Annotated in this window: 17 protein-coding genes; 8 read left to right on the top strand and 9 right to left on the bottom strand. The window is 69.9% G+C overall.

From position 1 onward, the window contains the following. Window positions 1–190 precede the first annotated feature (190 nt). The gene (locus N5K27_RS02040; RefSeq protein WP_279814352.1) at window positions 191–697 is read left to right on the top strand and encodes a hypothetical protein; all 507 of its coding nucleotides are present in this window, start codon (window positions 191–193) and stop codon (window positions 695–697) included. Next, complete coding sequence (locus N5K27_RS02035; protein WP_279814350.1) at window positions 690–2000, top strand: hypothetical protein; 1311 nt, start codon at window positions 690–692, stop codon at window positions 1998–2000. The genes N5K27_RS02040 and N5K27_RS02035 overlap by 8 nt, the downstream gene beginning before the upstream one ends. Before the next feature lie 60 nt (window positions 2001–2060). On the opposite strand, the gene N5K27_RS02030 is transcribed toward N5K27_RS02035, so the two are convergent. Continuing rightward, window positions 2061–3020: a tripartite tricarboxylate transporter substrate binding protein gene (locus N5K27_RS02030; protein WP_279814338.1), complete on the bottom strand. Its 960-nt coding sequence runs from the start codon at window positions 3018–3020 to the stop codon at window positions 2061–2063. 139 nt (window positions 3021–3159) lie between these two features. Between N5K27_RS02030 and N5K27_RS02025 the strand changes: the two genes are divergently transcribed. After that, window positions 3160–3939, top strand: a complete 780-nt coding sequence (locus N5K27_RS02025) for a phosphatase PAP2 family protein (RefSeq protein ID WP_279814334.1) — start codon at window positions 3160–3162, stop codon at window positions 3937–3939. On the opposite strand, the gene N5K27_RS02020 is transcribed toward N5K27_RS02025, so the two are convergent. From N5K27_RS02020 to N5K27_RS02010, 3 genes are all read right to left on the bottom strand, one after another. Next, a complete protein-coding gene (locus N5K27_RS02020) occupies window positions 3911–4591 on the bottom strand; it encodes a cysteine hydrolase (RefSeq protein WP_279814331.1) in 681 nt (226 codons plus the stop codon). The genes N5K27_RS02025 and N5K27_RS02020 overlap by 29 nt on opposite strands. 1 nt (window position 4592) lies before the next feature. Further along, window positions 4593–5207 carry a DUF937 domain-containing protein gene (locus N5K27_RS02015; RefSeq protein ID WP_132979765.1) on the bottom strand — a complete coding sequence of 205 codons (615 nt, stop codon included), beginning with the start codon at window positions 5205–5207 and terminating at the stop codon, window positions 4593–4595. A gap of 136 nt (window positions 5208–5343) precedes the next feature. Continuing rightward, the gene (locus tag N5K27_RS02010) at window positions 5344–6132 is read right to left on the bottom strand and encodes an EcsC family protein (protein ID WP_087838466.1); all 789 of its coding nucleotides are present in this window, start codon (window positions 6130–6132) and stop codon (window positions 5344–5346) included. Window positions 6133–6279: 147 nt separating this feature from the next. Between N5K27_RS02010 and N5K27_RS02005 the strand changes: the two genes are divergently transcribed. Next, on the top strand, window positions 6280–7878 hold the full coding sequence (locus N5K27_RS02005; RefSeq protein WP_279814325.1) for an MDR family MFS transporter: 1599 nt from the start codon (window positions 6280–6282) through the stop codon (window positions 7876–7878). After that, window positions 7875–8339 (top strand): MarR family transcriptional regulator, encoded by a 465-nt coding sequence (locus N5K27_RS02000; protein ID WP_279814323.1) that lies wholly within the window; start codon window positions 7875–7877, stop codon window positions 8337–8339. Before N5K27_RS02005 ends, N5K27_RS02000 begins: the two co-directional genes overlap by 4 nt. 31 nt (window positions 8340–8370) lie before the next feature. Here the strand turns inward: N5K27_RS02000 and N5K27_RS01995 are convergent, their stop codons facing one another. The 3 genes from N5K27_RS01995 to cynR all read right to left on the bottom strand — a co-directional run bounded on the left by N5K27_RS01995 (window position 8371) and on the right by cynR (window position 10414). After that, the gene (locus tag N5K27_RS01995; RefSeq protein WP_087838469.1) at window positions 8371–8823 is read right to left on the bottom strand and encodes a Fur family transcriptional regulator; all 453 of its coding nucleotides are present in this window, start codon (window positions 8821–8823) and stop codon (window positions 8371–8373) included. Between the two features lies 1 nt (window position 8824). Then, window positions 8825–9421, bottom strand: a complete 597-nt coding sequence (locus N5K27_RS01990; protein WP_279814319.1) for a PadR family transcriptional regulator — start codon at window positions 9419–9421, stop codon at window positions 8825–8827. A 90-nt stretch (window positions 9422–9511) separates the two neighbouring features. Then, the gene (gene cynR, locus N5K27_RS01985) at window positions 9512–10414 is read right to left on the bottom strand and encodes a transcriptional regulator CynR (protein WP_087838471.1); all 903 of its coding nucleotides are present in this window, start codon (window positions 10412–10414) and stop codon (window positions 9512–9514) included. A gap of 119 nt (window positions 10415–10533) precedes the next feature. Here cynR and N5K27_RS01980 point away from each other — a divergent pair, with 119 nt between their 5' ends. Next, window positions 10534–11001, top strand: coding sequence for a nucleoside deaminase (locus N5K27_RS01980; RefSeq protein ID WP_087838472.1), 468 nt, complete (start codon window positions 10534–10536; stop codon window positions 10999–11001). Window positions 11002–11020: 19 nt separating this feature from the next. On the opposite strand, the gene N5K27_RS01975 is transcribed toward N5K27_RS01980, so the two are convergent. Continuing rightward, a complete protein-coding gene (locus N5K27_RS01975) occupies window positions 11021–11467 on the bottom strand; it encodes a LysR substrate-binding domain-containing protein (protein ID WP_279814313.1) in 447 nt (148 codons plus the stop codon). 12 nt (window positions 11468–11479) lie between these two features. Beyond that, on the bottom strand, window positions 11480–11953 hold the full coding sequence (locus N5K27_RS01970) for a LysR family transcriptional regulator (protein ID WP_279814310.1): 474 nt from the start codon (window positions 11951–11953) through the stop codon (window positions 11480–11482). Between the two features lie 112 nt (window positions 11954–12065). Between N5K27_RS01970 and N5K27_RS01965 the strand changes: the two genes are divergently transcribed. Continuing rightward, window positions 12066–12533, top strand: a complete 468-nt coding sequence (locus N5K27_RS01965) for a (2Fe-2S)-binding protein (RefSeq protein WP_279814308.1) — start codon at window positions 12066–12068, stop codon at window positions 12531–12533. Next, window positions 12530–14671, top strand: coding sequence for a molybdopterin cofactor-binding domain-containing protein (locus N5K27_RS01960; protein ID WP_279814306.1), 2142 nt, complete (start codon window positions 12530–12532; stop codon window positions 14669–14671). Before N5K27_RS01965 ends, N5K27_RS01960 begins: the two co-directional genes overlap by 4 nt. The last annotated feature ends 27 nt before the right edge of the window (window positions 14672–14698 follow it).

Below are 14698 nucleotides of genomic sequence, written 5' to 3'. Positions count from 1 at the left end.
AAGTGTGGCGCGATCGGCGCCGCTTGGCAAAGGCGCCCGCCGCCGGGCCTACGCACAAGCCCCCACGGACGACCATGCGCACGCGCGCCCCGGACACGCCCGGATCCCGGCCTAATGGCACCTCGCCCGCGCCGCGCCGGCCGGGACGCCCTCGCCATGCAGGCGAAGGACGCCACGCTTGGGAAACGCCATGACACCGCGCCACCTGGGGATGCTCGTGTCCCTCCTGTCCCTGCTTGCCGCCTGCGGCGGGGAAGACCCCGCTCCGTTACAGGCGCGGTCCATCGAAGACCTGGAACGCCAGGGCGCGCTTCCCGTCCTGGATCGCTCCGAGGACCTGGGCGGGCCCGACGCCGACGGCAATGGCGTACGCGACGACATCGACGCCTGGATCGCGCGCCAGGGCGGAGCGCCGGCGCGGCAGGACGCGCTCAGGCAACTGGCCCGCGCGTTCCGCGACGCCTTGCTGGTCCGCGGCGACTCCGTCGCCGCGCAGGAGGCCGCGTGGCGCACCACCCTGGCCGTGTCATGCGTGATGGCGCACAGCGGCTCCGGCACCGAGGGCGCCGACGCGGTGGCCGATATGCGCAAGATGTCCGCCAACACCAAGGCCCGGGTCCTTGCCTATCTCGATTATTCCGCGGCGCTGGACGGCGCCATCCTGTCGCTACCCGCCGGGGACGGCTGCGATGAATAGGATGCTGCGCCGATGGACACGGACGCTGCTGGCGATGGCTGGCATGCTGGCGCCAGGTGCGTACGCGGCGGATCTGTGTCCGGCCCATACCCACACCCTGGCCTTCTTCAACGGCGTCTGGAATACGCCCGATACCGCAGCCAGCGGCGCGCGGGCCCTGCTCGGGGCGCTGGACGAAGCGCTGCGCGCACACCCCGCACGCGCGACGCTCGCCATCGGCGCCGAGGTGTTCTACAACGCCAGCGGCTTGCAACGCGGGACGCGCGAGGGCATCGAAGACCTGGTCGAAGTCTTCGCGCAGCGGGCCGCGGAACTGGACGATGCCGTGCGCCAGCGCTGGGAGCTGTTTTGGGAAATCGTCGATGGCCGCCTGGAAGGCTGGCGCCGGATAGCGGCCGTGCTGCCGCGCGCCCGCGACCTCGCCGTCGCGCTGACCGAGGCACGCAACGCGCGGCTGCTTGCGCATGCCACTTCGTTCGCCGCCGCCCCGCCCACCGGAATCGACTACGCCGCCCACCGGCTGCGCTTGCGCGCGCTGCACGCCCTGGGACGCGGCGTCCTGCTGGTGGGGCATTCGCAGGGCAACTTCTTCCTGAACGGCGCCTATCGCGCACAGCCCGATCCGGCGGCGCTCGCGGTGGTCCACATCGCGCCCGCATCGGCCCGCGCCAGCGGTCCCCACCTGCTGTCGGGCAACGACATGGTCATCGCTGCCCTGCGCGGCGTGGTACCGGGCACCCCGCCGCCGCCCAATCTCTGGATCCCGCCGTCGACCCGGGACCCTTCCGGCCATCAGTTGATCGAGACCTACCTGGACGCCGACCGCAACGGCCGGTCCGCCGCCGGCGCGCTGATGGCCGATCGCCTGCTGGCGCTAAAGGCCGCCGAACCCCGGGCAAGCCCGGGATTCTTCACCGCCACGCTGGCCTGGGACGGCGACGGCGACATCGACCTGCACGTGCTGGAACCTGGCGGCGCCCACGTGCACTACGGCGCGCGCGTGGGCGCCAGCGGCTCCCTAGACCTGGACAACACGGCGGGCCATGGGCCGGAACACTATCACGCGACCTGCGATCCGCAGCGCCTGCAAGCCGGCATATTCAGCGTGGGCTTGAACAACTACGCGGCGCCCGCCGGCAGGAAGGCGATGCTGCAGATCGCCACCGCGGCCCACGGCGTGATGCGCACCGTCCAGGTGGATGCGGGCCCGCCGCGCGGCGAAGCGGGGGATACCTCGCCCATCGTCCTCCTGCGCGTCGCCGTGGCCCGATCCGGCTCGGCCTGGACGGCAACCGTCCACTAGGGCCTGTTCACGCTAAAAGGAGGCTCGCACAGGCCGGGAATGGGCCTTGGGCCGGGCGGATCATTCGGCGCGGATGCCGCGCTCCTTGATCAACTGGCCGAAGCGGGCGTAGTCCTTGGCGAAGCCGGCCGCCGCCGACCGCGGGTCGTCGCCTACCGGCACGAAGCCCATGCCCCGGAGCTGTTTCGCCACGTCGGGATCCCGCAGCACGCGGGCGAACTCGGCGTGGATGCGGTCCACGACGTCCGGCGGCGTCCCCCTGGCGGCGAACAGCAACTGGAAACCTTCGACCTCCGTGCCCGGATAGCGGCGGGCCATGGGCTGGGCGGACGGAAACAGGAAGAATGGCTCGGCTGAGGTCACACCCAGCACACGGACGGTGCCCATGTCGACCAGGGGCTGCACATTCGTCGGGGTGTCGATGCCGCAATCGAGTTGCCCCGAGGCCAGGCTGGGGGCGGCCTGCGAGAAGCTCCGGTACGGGGCGTGGACGATCTCGACCGACGCCGCCTGCTTGATCAGCTCCAAGGCCAGGTGCGGCGGCGAACCCACGCCGTAGCTGGAACAGGTCAGCTTGCCGGGATGGGCGGCCGCGTAGGCCACGAAGGCCTCGAACGACTCCACCGGCAGGGAGGTCCTGACGACCAGGGCATAGGGGGTACGCGCGATGCGGGTCACGGGCACGAGGTCGCGCTCCACGTCGAACGGCAGCCTGGACAGCCATGGGGTGATGGCCAGCGCCGAGGTCTGCATCAGCAACGTGTAGCCGTCCGGCGGGGCCGCCACGACGGCCTGGGTGCCGATGTTGCCGGTCGCGCCGGTCCGGTTGTCGACGATGACCGGCTGCCCCACCCGGGCCTGGATGCGCTCGGCCAGCAGGCGCGCCACGCGGTCGATCGAACCGCCCGCCACGAAGGGAACGATGAGCCGTATCGGCCGTTCCGGGTAGCCTGCCGCCGCCGGGGCGAACGGCGCCAGGAGGATGGCCGCCATCAGGCCGTGCCAGAACGCTCGGATCATGTGCCGTCTCCGTTGTTGTCATGTATCGTGGTCGCCCGATCGCTGCACTGTAGAAGGCGGGCGCCTCTCCCGCCATAGGCGCGAGGCAATGCGGCCATTGCCGGCAGGTGATGATGCCGCGCGGACACGAGACCGAACGATGACGACCCTGGAACTGATCGCCGGCCGCCACGCCGGCCTTGCCTTTCTCGCCTGGCTGGCCGGCGCGTGCGCGCTCGGCCTGTGGGTAGGGAGGCTGCTGGACGCGAGCCGGACCTCGCCGGGGCGCCGGTCGCGCGTGATGGCGGGGTTGATCGCGGGCGGCGTCGCCGTGTTCGGATTCATCGCCGCCAACGTCGTGACCGAGTCACGGCTGGTGGCCTTCGACAAGGTGCTGGCCGAGACCCTGGCCGAACGCGCCTCGCCCGCCTGGCTGCGGTTCCTGTCCATGCTGACCGTGGCCGGCGACCGGGACTTCCTGCTGGGACTGGGCACGCTCGTGCTGGCCGTGCTGCTGTGGCGCCGCCGCTGGCGCGACGCGGTGCTCTGGCTGGCGGGCACGCTGGGCGCGGCGGGACTGAACGTGCTGCTCAAGAGCACCTTCCAGCGGGTCCGCCCCGAACACCTGCACGGGTTCACGCAGGAACTGGGCTGGAGCTTCCCCAGCGGGCACGCCACCGGCGCGATGGCGGTGTACGGCATGCTGGCCTATTTGCTGGCTGGCCTGGCGCCGCCGGCGTGGCGCCAGGCCATGGCCATGTTCGCGGCCGGCCTGATCGCCAGCGTCGGCTACAGCCGCGTGATGCTGCAGGTGCACTACCTGAGCGACGTCATCGCCGCCTTCGCCGTCACCGCGGCCTGGCTGATGGCATGCGTGGCCGTGCGCGAGCGGACGGACCGCCCGCGCGTACTCAGGCCATCAGGCCTTCGATCTCGCTGACCTCGCGCACGTCGCCGAAGTTCTGCACGAAGGTCTCCAGCGCCGCCCGGTGTTCCTCGTCGGACAGCGCCGCCAGGCAATCCGCCACCATGATGGGGAAGAAGTCCAGCATCATGGCATCGCGGCCGGTGGACTCGCAGCAGATGTTGGTCTTGATGCCGGCGATCAGCAGATGGGTGATTCCCGCGCTGCGCAGCACCCGCTCCAGCCCGGACGAACCGTGGGCCAGGGCGCTGTAGCGGTTCTTGGCCAGATGAACGTCGCCGGGCGCGGGCGCCATGCCCTGCCACAGCGCCTCGGAAGCCGGGCGCGGCGCGTTCGCCTCGATGGTTCGGGCGCGCACGTCGGCGGCCACGAAATGGTCGTAGAAGCCGGACCAGTCCGATCCCTGCCCCACCGGCAGGTTCGCGTGGGTGACCCACGCGACCAGTCCGCCCCGGCGCCGCACGATGCGGGCCAGGGCGTTGATGTTGTCGACGATGGACCGGGATTCGGGGACTTCGGCGGGGCTGCCGGGGGCGACGAAGGTCGGCTGCATGTCGATGACGACGAGGGCGGTCCTGGTCGGGTCGAGCCGGTCGTGCAAGTGCACGCGGCCGCGCCGGGCGATGACGCGATCGACGATATGCTGGCGTATCGGTAGCGTGTGCATGCTAGCGACGGCCTCCCAACAGGCTGCCGCCGATCTTGACCAGATCGTCCAGGCCCACCTGCCCGTCGCCGTTCTGGTCGAGCAAGGATCCCAGCAGGCCGCCGCCCAGGCCGCCCTGCTGGCGCGCGGCATCGCGCTCCTGGCCCAGCGTGGTGCCCAGGCTGTCGGCCGACATGCCGCCCGACTGCACGCGCTGCGCCAGGAAGGCCATCACGATGGGAGCGAGCATTTTCAGCAGGTTGGCGGCGTTGCCGCCGCCCAGGCCGGTGGCCTCGCCCAGCCCGGCCTCGGCGCGCTGCCGGTCGGCGCCGAAGATGTGGCCCAGGATGGCGCCCCCGTCCGATTGGGCACCCGCGTTGCCGCCCCCCAGGAGCGACCCCAGCATGCCCTCCAGGCCGCCGCCCCCGCCGTGGTCCTGCAGCGCGCCGAACAGCGCCTGCGCGCCCTGCGGCTGGGCCGCGTTGTTGCCCATCGCGCCCAGCAGCAGGGGCAGCGCGGCGCCCACGGCCTGCTGGGTCTGGGCGGTGTCCGTGCCCAGTTGCTGCGCGAGCTGCTGCAAGGGGGCGCCTTGCAGCTGGGACATCAGTTCGTCTGACAGGGAAGAAGAGGCGTTCATGGCGATTCTCGCTGAAGACGCCGGCGCAGTGCCGGCCCAGGGGCCATCGTAGCTCGCCATGCATGAGCGCGCATGGCGTTAACAGACTGATACGTCTGGCGGGGCCGATTGTTTCCGCCCGACGCCCGCACAAGGGTCAACGCCGCGGCAGCGCCAGGTACGCCTCGCGCACGGCCTCGGTCCCATGGACGCGCTCCAATCGCCGCACGGTGAAGTGGCCCCGCCCCATGTCCTGGAAATGATCGATGAACAGCGCGTTGATCGCCCCGCCGCCGATGGCGCCTATCATCGGCACCGCCTGCGCCAGCGCCTTCTCGGACACCGCGATCGAGAAGCGCGAGGCGATCTCGGAGATCAGCCGGACCAGCACCGGCGCGCTGCCCTTGGCCGTGCCATGCTGCGCGAGGTACTGGCTGGCCGAGGCGATGGCCTGCGCCAGCGCGGCGCGGGAGGCGAAGTAGCCGGCGTCGGTCGCGTCGTCGGCCTTCGAGGAACCGCCCAGCGCCAGCACGTGCAGGCACTCCAGCCGCGCTTCGGGCGTCTTCAGGTCCTCGCCCTGGCTGCGGGCGATGTCGGCGATGGAGCGCAGCATGATGGTGGTCGAGATCGGCAGCTCCACGGCCAGCCCCGCCATGCCGAAGGCGCCGCCCGCGGCCCCCGAGGCCCCGGCCGCCAGCTTGTGCCACCAGTCGGCGGCCGCCGCCGGCCGGGTCGGATCCATGGTCTTGACCGCCACGTCCAGGGCCTTGCTGATGGAACGGCGGGCGAGTTCGTCGATCATCGACGACACCCGGTCCGGCAGCGCGGCCAGCGTACGCTCGATGGGCTTGCCGGCGATCCCCGCGATGCGCGCGGCGATGCCCGGGTGCTCCAGCAGGTGCCTGGCCCGCGCCAGTTCCTGCAGATCGGATTCGGAAAGCGGCATGGAAAGTCCTCGAAAGACGTCCGGTTGCATGGGACCGGTACGAGGGCGGCGGGTTCTGGCCCATGTTAAACAAAAAGGTACGGGCGCGGTCCCTGCGCGCCGGGAGGACTACAATCATTGATCGATCAATGATTCTGGCATCCTCCCATGTCCACGCTTCCCCAGCATTCCGAAGGCCAGGTCCTGCCCTTCAGGCAATCGCTGATGGCCGTCCTCGGCATGTGCTTCGTCATGATGATGGTCGCCATCGACCAGACCGTGGTGGGTACCGCCTTGCCCACCATCGTGGCCGAGCTGCGGGGATTCGACCTGTATGCGTGGGTGGCCACCGCCTACCTGCTGCCGTCCGTCATCACCGTGCCCATCTTCGGCCGGCTGGGCGACTACTACGGCCGCAAGCCGTTCGTGATCGCGGCCATCTTCGTCTTCACGCTGGCCTCGGTGCTGTGCGGGGCCGCCACCAGCATGCTGTGGCTGGTCGTGGCGCGCGGCCTGCAAGGCATAGGCGGCGGCATGCTGGTGGGCTGCGCGTTCGCGTGCATTCCCGACCTGTTCCCCGAGCCCCGCGTGCGCCTGCGCTGGCAGATCATCGTCAGCTCTGCCTTCGGCATCGCCAACGCCATCGGCCCTTCGCTGGGCGGGGTGATGACCGAGCAGTACGGCTGGCGCTCGGTGTTCTACGTCAACCTGCCGGTCGGGCTGCTGGGCATCCTGTTCGTCGCGCGCTTCCTGCCGCGCATCCGCCATCACACGGCCGGCAAGATACAACTGGACTGGCCCGGCGCGCTGCTGATCGCGCTGGCGCTCGGCTGCCTGCAGATGGTCGTGGAGCTGCTGCCCAAGGGCGCCGCCTCGACCACGGTACTGCTCCTGGGGGCCGGCAGCCTGGCCGCCTTCGCCGGCCTGTATTTCTGGGAACAGCGCTGCCCGCAGCCGCTGCTGCCCATCGACATGTTCCGCAACCCGGCGCTGGCGGTGCTGTTCGTGCTGGCGACACTGGTCGGCTTCATCATCTTCGCGCTGATGTTCTACGCGCCGCTGCTGCTGCAGGGCGGCTTCGGGCTGTCGCCCCAGGAAGCGGGCCTGCTCATCACCCCCATGGCGGCCTGCATCACCGTGGGCAGCATCCTGAACGGCCGCATCATCAGCCACATCGACAAGCCCAACCGCATGCTGTATGCGGGCTTCGCCACGCTGGCGCTGGCCTGCCTGGGGGTCGTCACCACCCACCACGACACGCCGCACGCGCTCTTCGCGTTCTACATGTTCCTGGCCGGGATAGGCATAGGCTTCACCATGCCCAACCTAACGATCTTCGCCCAGCACACCGCGGACCGGACCCACCTGGGCATCGCCACCGCCACGCTGCAATCGACCCGCATGGTGGGCGGCATGCTGGGCACGGCCATCGTCGGCACCATCGTCTCGCACAGCTACCTGTGGCGCGTCACCGACGTGCTGCAATCGGAGAACGCGCTGCAGTGGCTGCCGCAGCTGCACAATCCCCAGGTCCTGGTGGACCCGCAGGCCCAGCGCACGCTGGCCGAACAATTCGCCCAGCATGGCGGCCACGCCACCGAACTGCTCGAACACGTGCGCCAGGCCCTGGTCTCGGGCATCCACAACGGCCAGATCCTGGCGGTGCTGATCGCCCTGGTCGGACTGTGGCTGGTAAGGCGCGTACCGTCCATCCAGATCGTGCGCCCCGAGCGGGGCAAGCGGCCCGCCCCCGAGGAGGCGCCGTGAATCGCGAGCAACGCGGTCTGCAGGTCATCCAGCGCCTGGGCCAGACCTACCGCGCCATGCAGGCCGGCTTCAGCGGCCGCATCGGCCACGCCCTGCCGCGCTGGCGCATCCTGCTGACGCTGGCCGAGCACGGCACCTGCCCGCAGAAGCTCCTGGCCGAGCGCTGCCGGCTGGACCCCGCATCGCTGACTCGATTGCTCCATGCCCTGGAACAGCTCGGCTGGATCGCCCGTCAGGTGGATGCCCAGGACAACCGCCAGACCAACGTCAGCCTGACGGCGGCCGGACAGGAGGTGGTGGACGAGGCCATGCCCCGGCGAGCCGCTTTTCTGGACGAAGTGCTCCAGGGCCTGTCGGAGAAAGAGCTCGATGCGCTGTTGCGGACGCTGGAAGCGCTGGAGGGCAACTTCAGGCAGGCCGCCACGGGCCAGGCCAGCCCGCCCAGGGTCTGTTCACGATAAAAGGAAGGCTCGCACAGGCCGGGAATGGGCCCTAGACATGCGGTGAAGCCCGCTCGTCGTCGATGCGCTCGCCGTACAGTTCCAGCCTGACATCCCGCAGGCGGTAGCCGAGCGTCTCGGCCGCCGCCTCGTACATGCGCACCAGATCGGCCCCGGGCAGCTCGACGATCTCGCCCGTATGGACATCGATCAAGTGCGCGTGCAGGGCGCGCTGCGCCAGTTCCCAGACGGCCCGCCCCTGGGTGAACACGTGGCGGCGGACCATGCCGCGATCGTGGAATTCCTTCAGGATGCGATAGACGGAAGACAGGCTCAGGGCCGGATCCGTCTTGCGGGCGCGCATCAGCAGGTCTTCGGCCGTGGGGTGGTCGGAGGCCTCGTCCAGCGCGGCAAGCACCGCCTGCCGGCCCTTGGTGGCCCGCATCCCGGCCAGCGCAGGCGGCCGTGACGCGACCGGGCTTCGTGGCGCCAGGGTGGGCTTCATCCTAACCCCCGCTAATGTCCCGGGCGGCCTTCTCCAGGACGTCCAGCACGCGCCGTGTCTCGGCCTCGTCCCAGCCGCGCGAATGGAAGGCCAGCGCCGCGCGCAGCGTGTGCATGGCCTGGTGCACCGAGCCCGGCGTGGCGCGGCCGGACATCGACTGGGCGGTGATGTTCATGCGGTTCAGCACCGCGTCGACCATGGGCCGGTTTTCCTGCAGGAAGGCGCGGCCTTCTTCGGTGATCTCGAACGACCGCTTGGCGCCTTCCATGCCGGCGGCGCGGATGTGTCCCTGCTCTTCCAGCAGCGTCAGGGTCGGGTAGACCGAGCCGGGGCTGGGCGCGTAGACGCCGCCGAAGCGCTGTTCGAGTTCCTTGATCAATTCATAGCCCGAGCTGGGACGTTCGGCGATCAGCGCCAGCAGCACCAGCCGCAGGTCGCCCGGCCCGAAAACGCGTCCGGCCCGGCCGAAACCGCGACCGCCATCGCCGAAACCGCCCCGGCCCCGGCCATCCATGTCGAACGGGTCGCGGCCACGATGGCCGCCCCGGCCCGCCATCCACGCGGGCCAGGCGGCCCACATTCTATGAGGGTGAAACATGAGAATACTCCTTCGATACAGTTAAACGATATATCGTTTGTGTGTATCGTATAGGCGTTCTTTTCGATATGCAAGCCCCCATGAGGCCGTCTAGCCACGCTTGCGCCCGCCCCCGCCTTCATCACCGTGTTCCAGCGCGAGCCGGACGAATTCGCGCGCCGCCGCCGTCTGGTAGGCGCCGCGCCTTTGCATCAGCACCGCGGTTCTTTCCAGCAGCGACGGCGTGAGCGCTATGGAGGCGAGGCCGTCCCGGCCGCTGGCGATGGTGGCCGGCAGCAAGGTCGACAGCGAAGTGCGCCGCACGATCTCGATGACCGCGCCCAGCGAGTTGGCCTCCATCAGGACACGGGGACGCAGGCCGTGCCGGCGGCAATAGCGGTCGATCTGCTCGCGCGTCGCGAACTCGGCGGTCAACAGCACCAGGGATTCGGCGTCCAGCGCCTTCAGCGCCATCCGCCGCCTTCCGGCCAGGGGATGCCGGCTGCCGACCACCAGCGCCAGCGTCTCCACCAGCAGCCGCTGCGATGCGATCTCGGGCGAGCGCACTTCCTCGAATCCTATGCCCACGTCGTACTCGTCGTCCGCCAACAACGCCTCGATGCGCTCCTGCGGCATCTCGCGCAGGATCAGCGAGACGTTGGGGTGGCGGGCGTGGAAGCGCTCGACCAGCGGCCCGACCAGATACGAGGCGAAGGTGGGCGTGACCGCCAGGCGCAGCGATCCCCGGCTCAGGTCGCCCACGTCGTGGATCGCGCGCCGGCCTTCTTCCAGGTCCTGCAGGGCCTTGCGGGCATGCTTGAAATAGACGTGGCCCGCATCCGTGAGGCGCGTCGCGCGCCCCGTGCGGTCGAACAGTTGCGCCTCCAGCATCTCTTCCAGCTGCCGTATCTGCTGCGACAGCGCCGGCTGCGAGACATGCAGCGCCGCGGCGGCACGCGTGAAGCTGCGGTGCTCGGCCACGGCCAGGAAGTAATGGATGGGTCGGAGCAGCATGGACGGACCTTATAAGAGGAAATTATCGAAAAGATAATAAATCCGTCTTTTACCTTATTGATGGCGTCACGTAAGATCGATGTCCTGCCACCGGTCCGTCCTCATAGGGAGACAACAACATGAACATGCCCGAGCATTTCCTGCGCATGGCGGTCGATCTCGCCCGCAAGAACGCGGAATGCGGCGGCCGTCCCTTCGGCGCGGTCATCGTCAGGAACGGTTCGGTCATCGGCACCGGCGTCAACCAGATACTGTCGTGCGCCGACCCCACCGCCCATGCCGAGCTGTCGGCCATCCGCGCGGCCTGCCGCGCGCTGGGCTCGCCGCGGCTGGACGGGTGCGTGGTGTATGCCAGCGCGCAGCCTTGCCCGATGTGTCTGGCGGCGATCCACATGACCGGCATGCGCGAGGTCTTCTACGCCTACTCGAACGACGACGCCGAACCCTATGGACTGTCCTCCGCGCCCGTGTACCGCGAGTTGGCCCTGCCGCTGTCCGAGCAGTCCATCCACATCGTCCACTATCCGATCTCGCCCGCGCCGCAGTTGTATGAATCGTGGCGCGCCGCGATCAGCGAGCGCGCCTGACGGATATCGCGCCGGGCCGTCAGGCCTGGTCCGGGAACACGCCGCGATCGGACGGGAGCGGCGCGCCGGGAGGAAGCGCCGCGTTGCGCAGCCACCGGGCGAAGCGGCGTATCAGTTCCTGCTTGGGATTGTCCCCGCGCCAGACGATGTAGCAATTGACGCTGGCCGGAAAACACGCAGCCAGCGGACGCACCAGCCGTCCCGCCGCCAGCGCGTCGCGCACCAGCAGCCCGCGGGTCAGCGCCAGCCCCAGGCCGCTGGCCGCCGCCTCGGCCATCAACGCCCGGTTGTCGAAGACGATGCCGTCCTCGGGCTCGTCCAGCTCCACCCCTGCCGCCGCTCCCCATTGCGACCACCGGAACCGCGCATGCCGCAGCCGCGGCAGGCGCGCGACGTCGGCCAGCCGCATGCCGGGATGGCGCTGGGCGAACTCGGGACTGCAGACCACGATGATCTCGTCGTCCACCAGCTTGGCGCACTAGTAGCCCGTGAAGGGCGCGGCCGCGTAGCGCAGGCCCACGTCCAGGTCCGCCCGCTCGAAGTCCGGATCGTCGGTGGTCGTGGCGATGGACAGGTCGAGCTCCGGCAGGGCCGCGCGCAACTGCGACAGGCGGGGGACGAGCCAGGCCCCAGCGAGTTCCGGACTGACGTTGACGTTCAGTGACGAGCGGTCACGCTTGCGGCGTTCGGCCGCATCGGTCAGCGAGGCCTCGACCGCGCGCAGCGCGCTTTCCAGCCCGTCTGCCAGTTGCCGCCCCGCCGGCGTCAGCTCGACCTGGCGGCCGGTGCGCTGGAACAGCTCGCAACCCAGTTGTTCCTCGAGCGAACGGATATGCCGGCTGATGGCCCCGTGCGTGACGAACAGCGCGTCCGCCGCGCGCGTCATGCTGCCGTAGCGGGCCGTGGTGGTGAATGCCTGCAGGATCTGCATGGAGGGAAGGCGGCGGACCATCCTGTGATTCTGCCTCACAGGTCATGCCAAAACAAGTCGATTGTCCCGGCCGAGCGGGCTCGCCGATACTCGGCGCCGCGAAGCCGGCCTCGCTGGCCGGGAGGAGATCCTTATGAAATTGCAGCTCAAGGTCAACGGCGCGCCGCTCGCCGTCGATGCCGACGGCGACATGCCCCTGCTGTGGGTACTGCGCGACTATCTTGGCCAGACCGGCACCAAGTTCGGTTGCGGCATGGGCCTGTGCGGCGCCTGTACGGTGCACGTGGACGGCAAGGCCACCCGGTCCTGCGTCACGCCGGTCGGCACGGTGCTGGACGCCGACATCACTACCATCGAAGGGCTGTCCAAGGACGGCACGCATCCCGTGCAGGCGGCATGGATCGCCGAGCAGGTCCCCCAATGCGGTTACTGCCAGTCGGGCATGATCATGGCCGCCTGTGCGCTGCTGCAAGAGAACCCCGCGCCCACGCGCCAGGACATCCGCGACGGCATCGGCAACCTGTGCCGCTGCGGCACCTATCCGCGCGTCGAGCGCGCCATCCTGCGCGTGGCCGCGGCCACCAACGGGGGGCAATCATGAACGCGCCCGCCGTCAACCGCCGCCAGTTCCTGCAAGCGGCCGGCGCCGTGTCGGCCGGACTGGTGCTGGGCTTTCGCATCCCCGTGGTCCAGGCCGCCGGCGCGCCCGCGCGCGATCCGGACGACGTCAACGCCTGGCTGCGCATCGCCACCGATGGCGAAGTCACCATCATGGTGCCGTCGGCCGAACTGGGCCAGGGCGTGACGACCTCGGCTCCCATGCTGGTGGCCGAGGAACTCGAATGCGACTGGACCCGCGTGCGGGCCGAGCTGGCTCCCACCGATCCCGTCTACGCCAACCGCATCTTCAAGGTCCAGGCCACCTCCAGCAGCACCTCGGCCCGCTGGTCGTTCGAGCCGCTGCGGCGCATCGGCGCCACCGCCCGCGAGATGCTGCGCGCAGCCGCGGCGCAGACGTGGAAGGTGCCCGTGGCCGAATGCCAGGCATCCCAGGGACTGATCCGCCATGCCCCCAGCGGCCGCACGCTCGGCTACGGCGAACTGGCCGCGCGCGCGTCCGCCCTGCCCCGCCCGGCCAACGTGGTCCTGAAGGAGCCGCGCGACTGGAAACTGATCGGCCATGCGATCGATCGTCTCGACATCCCGGCGAAGACGCGCGGCGCCGCGACCTTCGGCGTGGACGTCAAGCGCGAAGGCATGCTGATCGGCACCATCGTGGCCTGCCCCGCATTCGGCGGCACCCTCGCCGGGGTCGACGCCAAGCCCGCCCTGGCGGTGCGCGGCGTCAAGCACGTGGTCCCGCTGCATGACGCGGTGATCGTATTGGGCGACAGCTACTGGACGGCGCGCCAGGGCGTCCTTGCCCTCAAGCCCGAATGGCGGATGCCGGACGGCCCGCCGCTCGACGGCGACACGCTGATGCGGGGCTACCGTGAAGCGGCACGCAACGCGACGGCCGAGGCTCGCCGCGTGGGCAACCCCGACGAACACCTGAAAGGCGAGTCCGTCTACAGCGCCGAGTATGACGTGCCGTATCTGGCGCACGCCACGATGGAGCCCATGAATGCCACGGCCGACGTGCGCGGCGGCAAGGCCGAGCTCTGGGGACCCACCCAGGTCTGCGGCGAGATCGCCGAGCGTCTGGGGCCGGCGCTGGGGCTGCCCGCCGACCGCATCACCGTGCACTCGACCCTGGTCGGCGGCGGCTTCGGCCGGCGCGAGGAATTCGACGTCTTCACCCAGGCGGCGCTGGCCTCCAAGGCGGTGGGCCGCCCGGTCAAGCTGATCTGGTCGCGCGAGGAAGACATCCGCCACGACTTCTACCGCCCCGCCGCCGCGGCCCGCCTGAGCGCCACCATGGCGCCCGGCAAGGACGGCAACATCCTCGCGCTGGAAGCCCGGCTGTCCTGCTCGTCGATCTACATCCGCAACTTCACCGACCGGGTCAAGGGCGGCATCGACCCCAAGTCGGTCGAAGGCGCGGTCGACCTGATCTACGACCTGCCCCACTTCGCCGTGCGCTACGCCATGGTCAACACGGCGATCCCGGTGGGCTTCTGGCGCGGCGTGGGCTACACGCAGAACACCTTCTTCGCCGAAAGCTTCATCGACGAACTGGCCGCGCGCCAACAACGCGACCCGCTGCAATTCCGTCTTGCCATGCTGGCCGGCCGCCCGCGCCACGCCACGCTGCTGCGCAAGCTGGGCGAGCAGGCCGGCTGGGGCAAGGCCGCCGCCGGGCGCTTCCAGGGCCTGGCGATCACCGAGGCCTGGGGCTCGCTGTGCGCCACGATGGTGGAGCTGTCGGTGAAAGACAAGCGGATCACGTTGCACCGCATCGTCAACGCCATCGACTGCGGCACCGTCATCAACCCCGCCACGGTGGAACGCCAGCTCGAAGGCGCCAGCATCTGGGGCCTGACCGCCGCCATGTCCGGCGACATCACCATTCGCGATGGCGCCGTCCAGCAGTCGAACTTCCATGACTACCCGCTGCTGTACCTGTCGCAGGTGCCGCCGTTCGAGGCCGTGCTGGCGCCCAGCGGCGAACGCATCGGCGGCGTGGGCGAGTCGGCGGTGCCGACGCTGGCGCCGGCGCTGGCCAACGCGCTGTTCGCCGCGACGGGGGAACGCCTCCGCTCGTTGCCGCTGTCGCGGCACGGGTACGAGCTGGCGTAGGGGACCAGGCTTCCCTTTCCGGGGAAG

The sequence above is a fragment of the Pigmentiphaga sp. GD03639 genome (assembly GCF_029845405.1).
GTDB lineage: Bacteria > Pseudomonadota > Gammaproteobacteria > Burkholderiales > Burkholderiaceae_B > Pigmentiphaga > Pigmentiphaga daeguensis.
Note: the sequence above shows the minus strand (reverse complement) of the source record. Positions and strands in the feature narration are given on the sequence as shown.

Excerpts from the sequence above, each read along its gene's own strand:
- N5K27_RS02010 (WP_087838466.1), bottom strand. The coding sequence starts at position 6,132 with ATGCCGCTTTCCGAATCCGATCTGCAGGAACTGGCGCGGGCCAGGCAC.
- N5K27_RS02040 (WP_279814352.1), top strand. The coding sequence starts at position 191 with ATGACACCGCGCCACCTGGGGATGCTCGTGTCCCTCCTGTCCCTGCTT.
- N5K27_RS02020 (WP_279814331.1), bottom strand. The coding sequence starts at position 4,591 with ATGCACACGCTACCGATACGCCAGCATATCGTCGATCGCGTCATCGCC.
- N5K27_RS01995 (WP_087838469.1), bottom strand. The coding sequence starts at position 8,823 with ATGAAGCCCACCCTGGCGCCACGAAGCCCGGTCGCGTCACGGCCGCCT.
- N5K27_RS02025 (WP_279814334.1), top strand. The coding sequence starts at position 3,160 with ATGACGACCCTGGAACTGATCGCCGGCCGCCACGCCGGCCTTGCCTTT.
- N5K27_RS02030 (WP_279814338.1), bottom strand. The coding sequence starts at position 3,020 with ATGATCCGAGCGTTCTGGCACGGCCTGATGGCGGCCATCCTCCTGGCG.
- N5K27_RS01990 (WP_279814319.1), bottom strand. The coding sequence starts at position 9,421 with ATGTTTCACCCTCATAGAATGTGGGCCGCCTGGCCCGCGTGGATGGCG.
- N5K27_RS01965 (WP_279814308.1), top strand. The coding sequence starts at position 12,066 with ATGAAATTGCAGCTCAAGGTCAACGGCGCGCCGCTCGCCGTCGATGCC.
- N5K27_RS02015 (WP_132979765.1), bottom strand. The coding sequence starts at position 5,207 with ATGAACGCCTCTTCTTCCCTGTCAGACGAACTGATGTCCCAGCTGCAA.
- N5K27_RS02005 (WP_279814325.1), top strand. The coding sequence starts at position 6,280 with ATGTCCACGCTTCCCCAGCATTCCGAAGGCCAGGTCCTGCCCTTCAGG.
- N5K27_RS02035 (WP_279814350.1), top strand. The coding sequence starts at position 690 with ATGAATAGGATGCTGCGCCGATGGACACGGACGCTGCTGGCGATGGCT.
- N5K27_RS01960 (WP_279814306.1), top strand. The coding sequence starts at position 12,530 with ATGAACGCGCCCGCCGTCAACCGCCGCCAGTTCCTGCAAGCGGCCGGC.
- N5K27_RS01980 (WP_087838472.1), top strand. The coding sequence starts at position 10,534 with ATGAACATGCCCGAGCATTTCCTGCGCATGGCGGTCGATCTCGCCCGC.
- N5K27_RS01970 (WP_279814310.1), bottom strand. The coding sequence starts at position 11,953 with ATGGTCCGCCGCCTTCCCTCCATGCAGATCCTGCAGGCATTCACCACC.
- cynR (WP_087838471.1), bottom strand. The coding sequence starts at position 10,414 with ATGCTGCTCCGACCCATCCATTACTTCCTGGCCGTGGCCGAGCACCGC.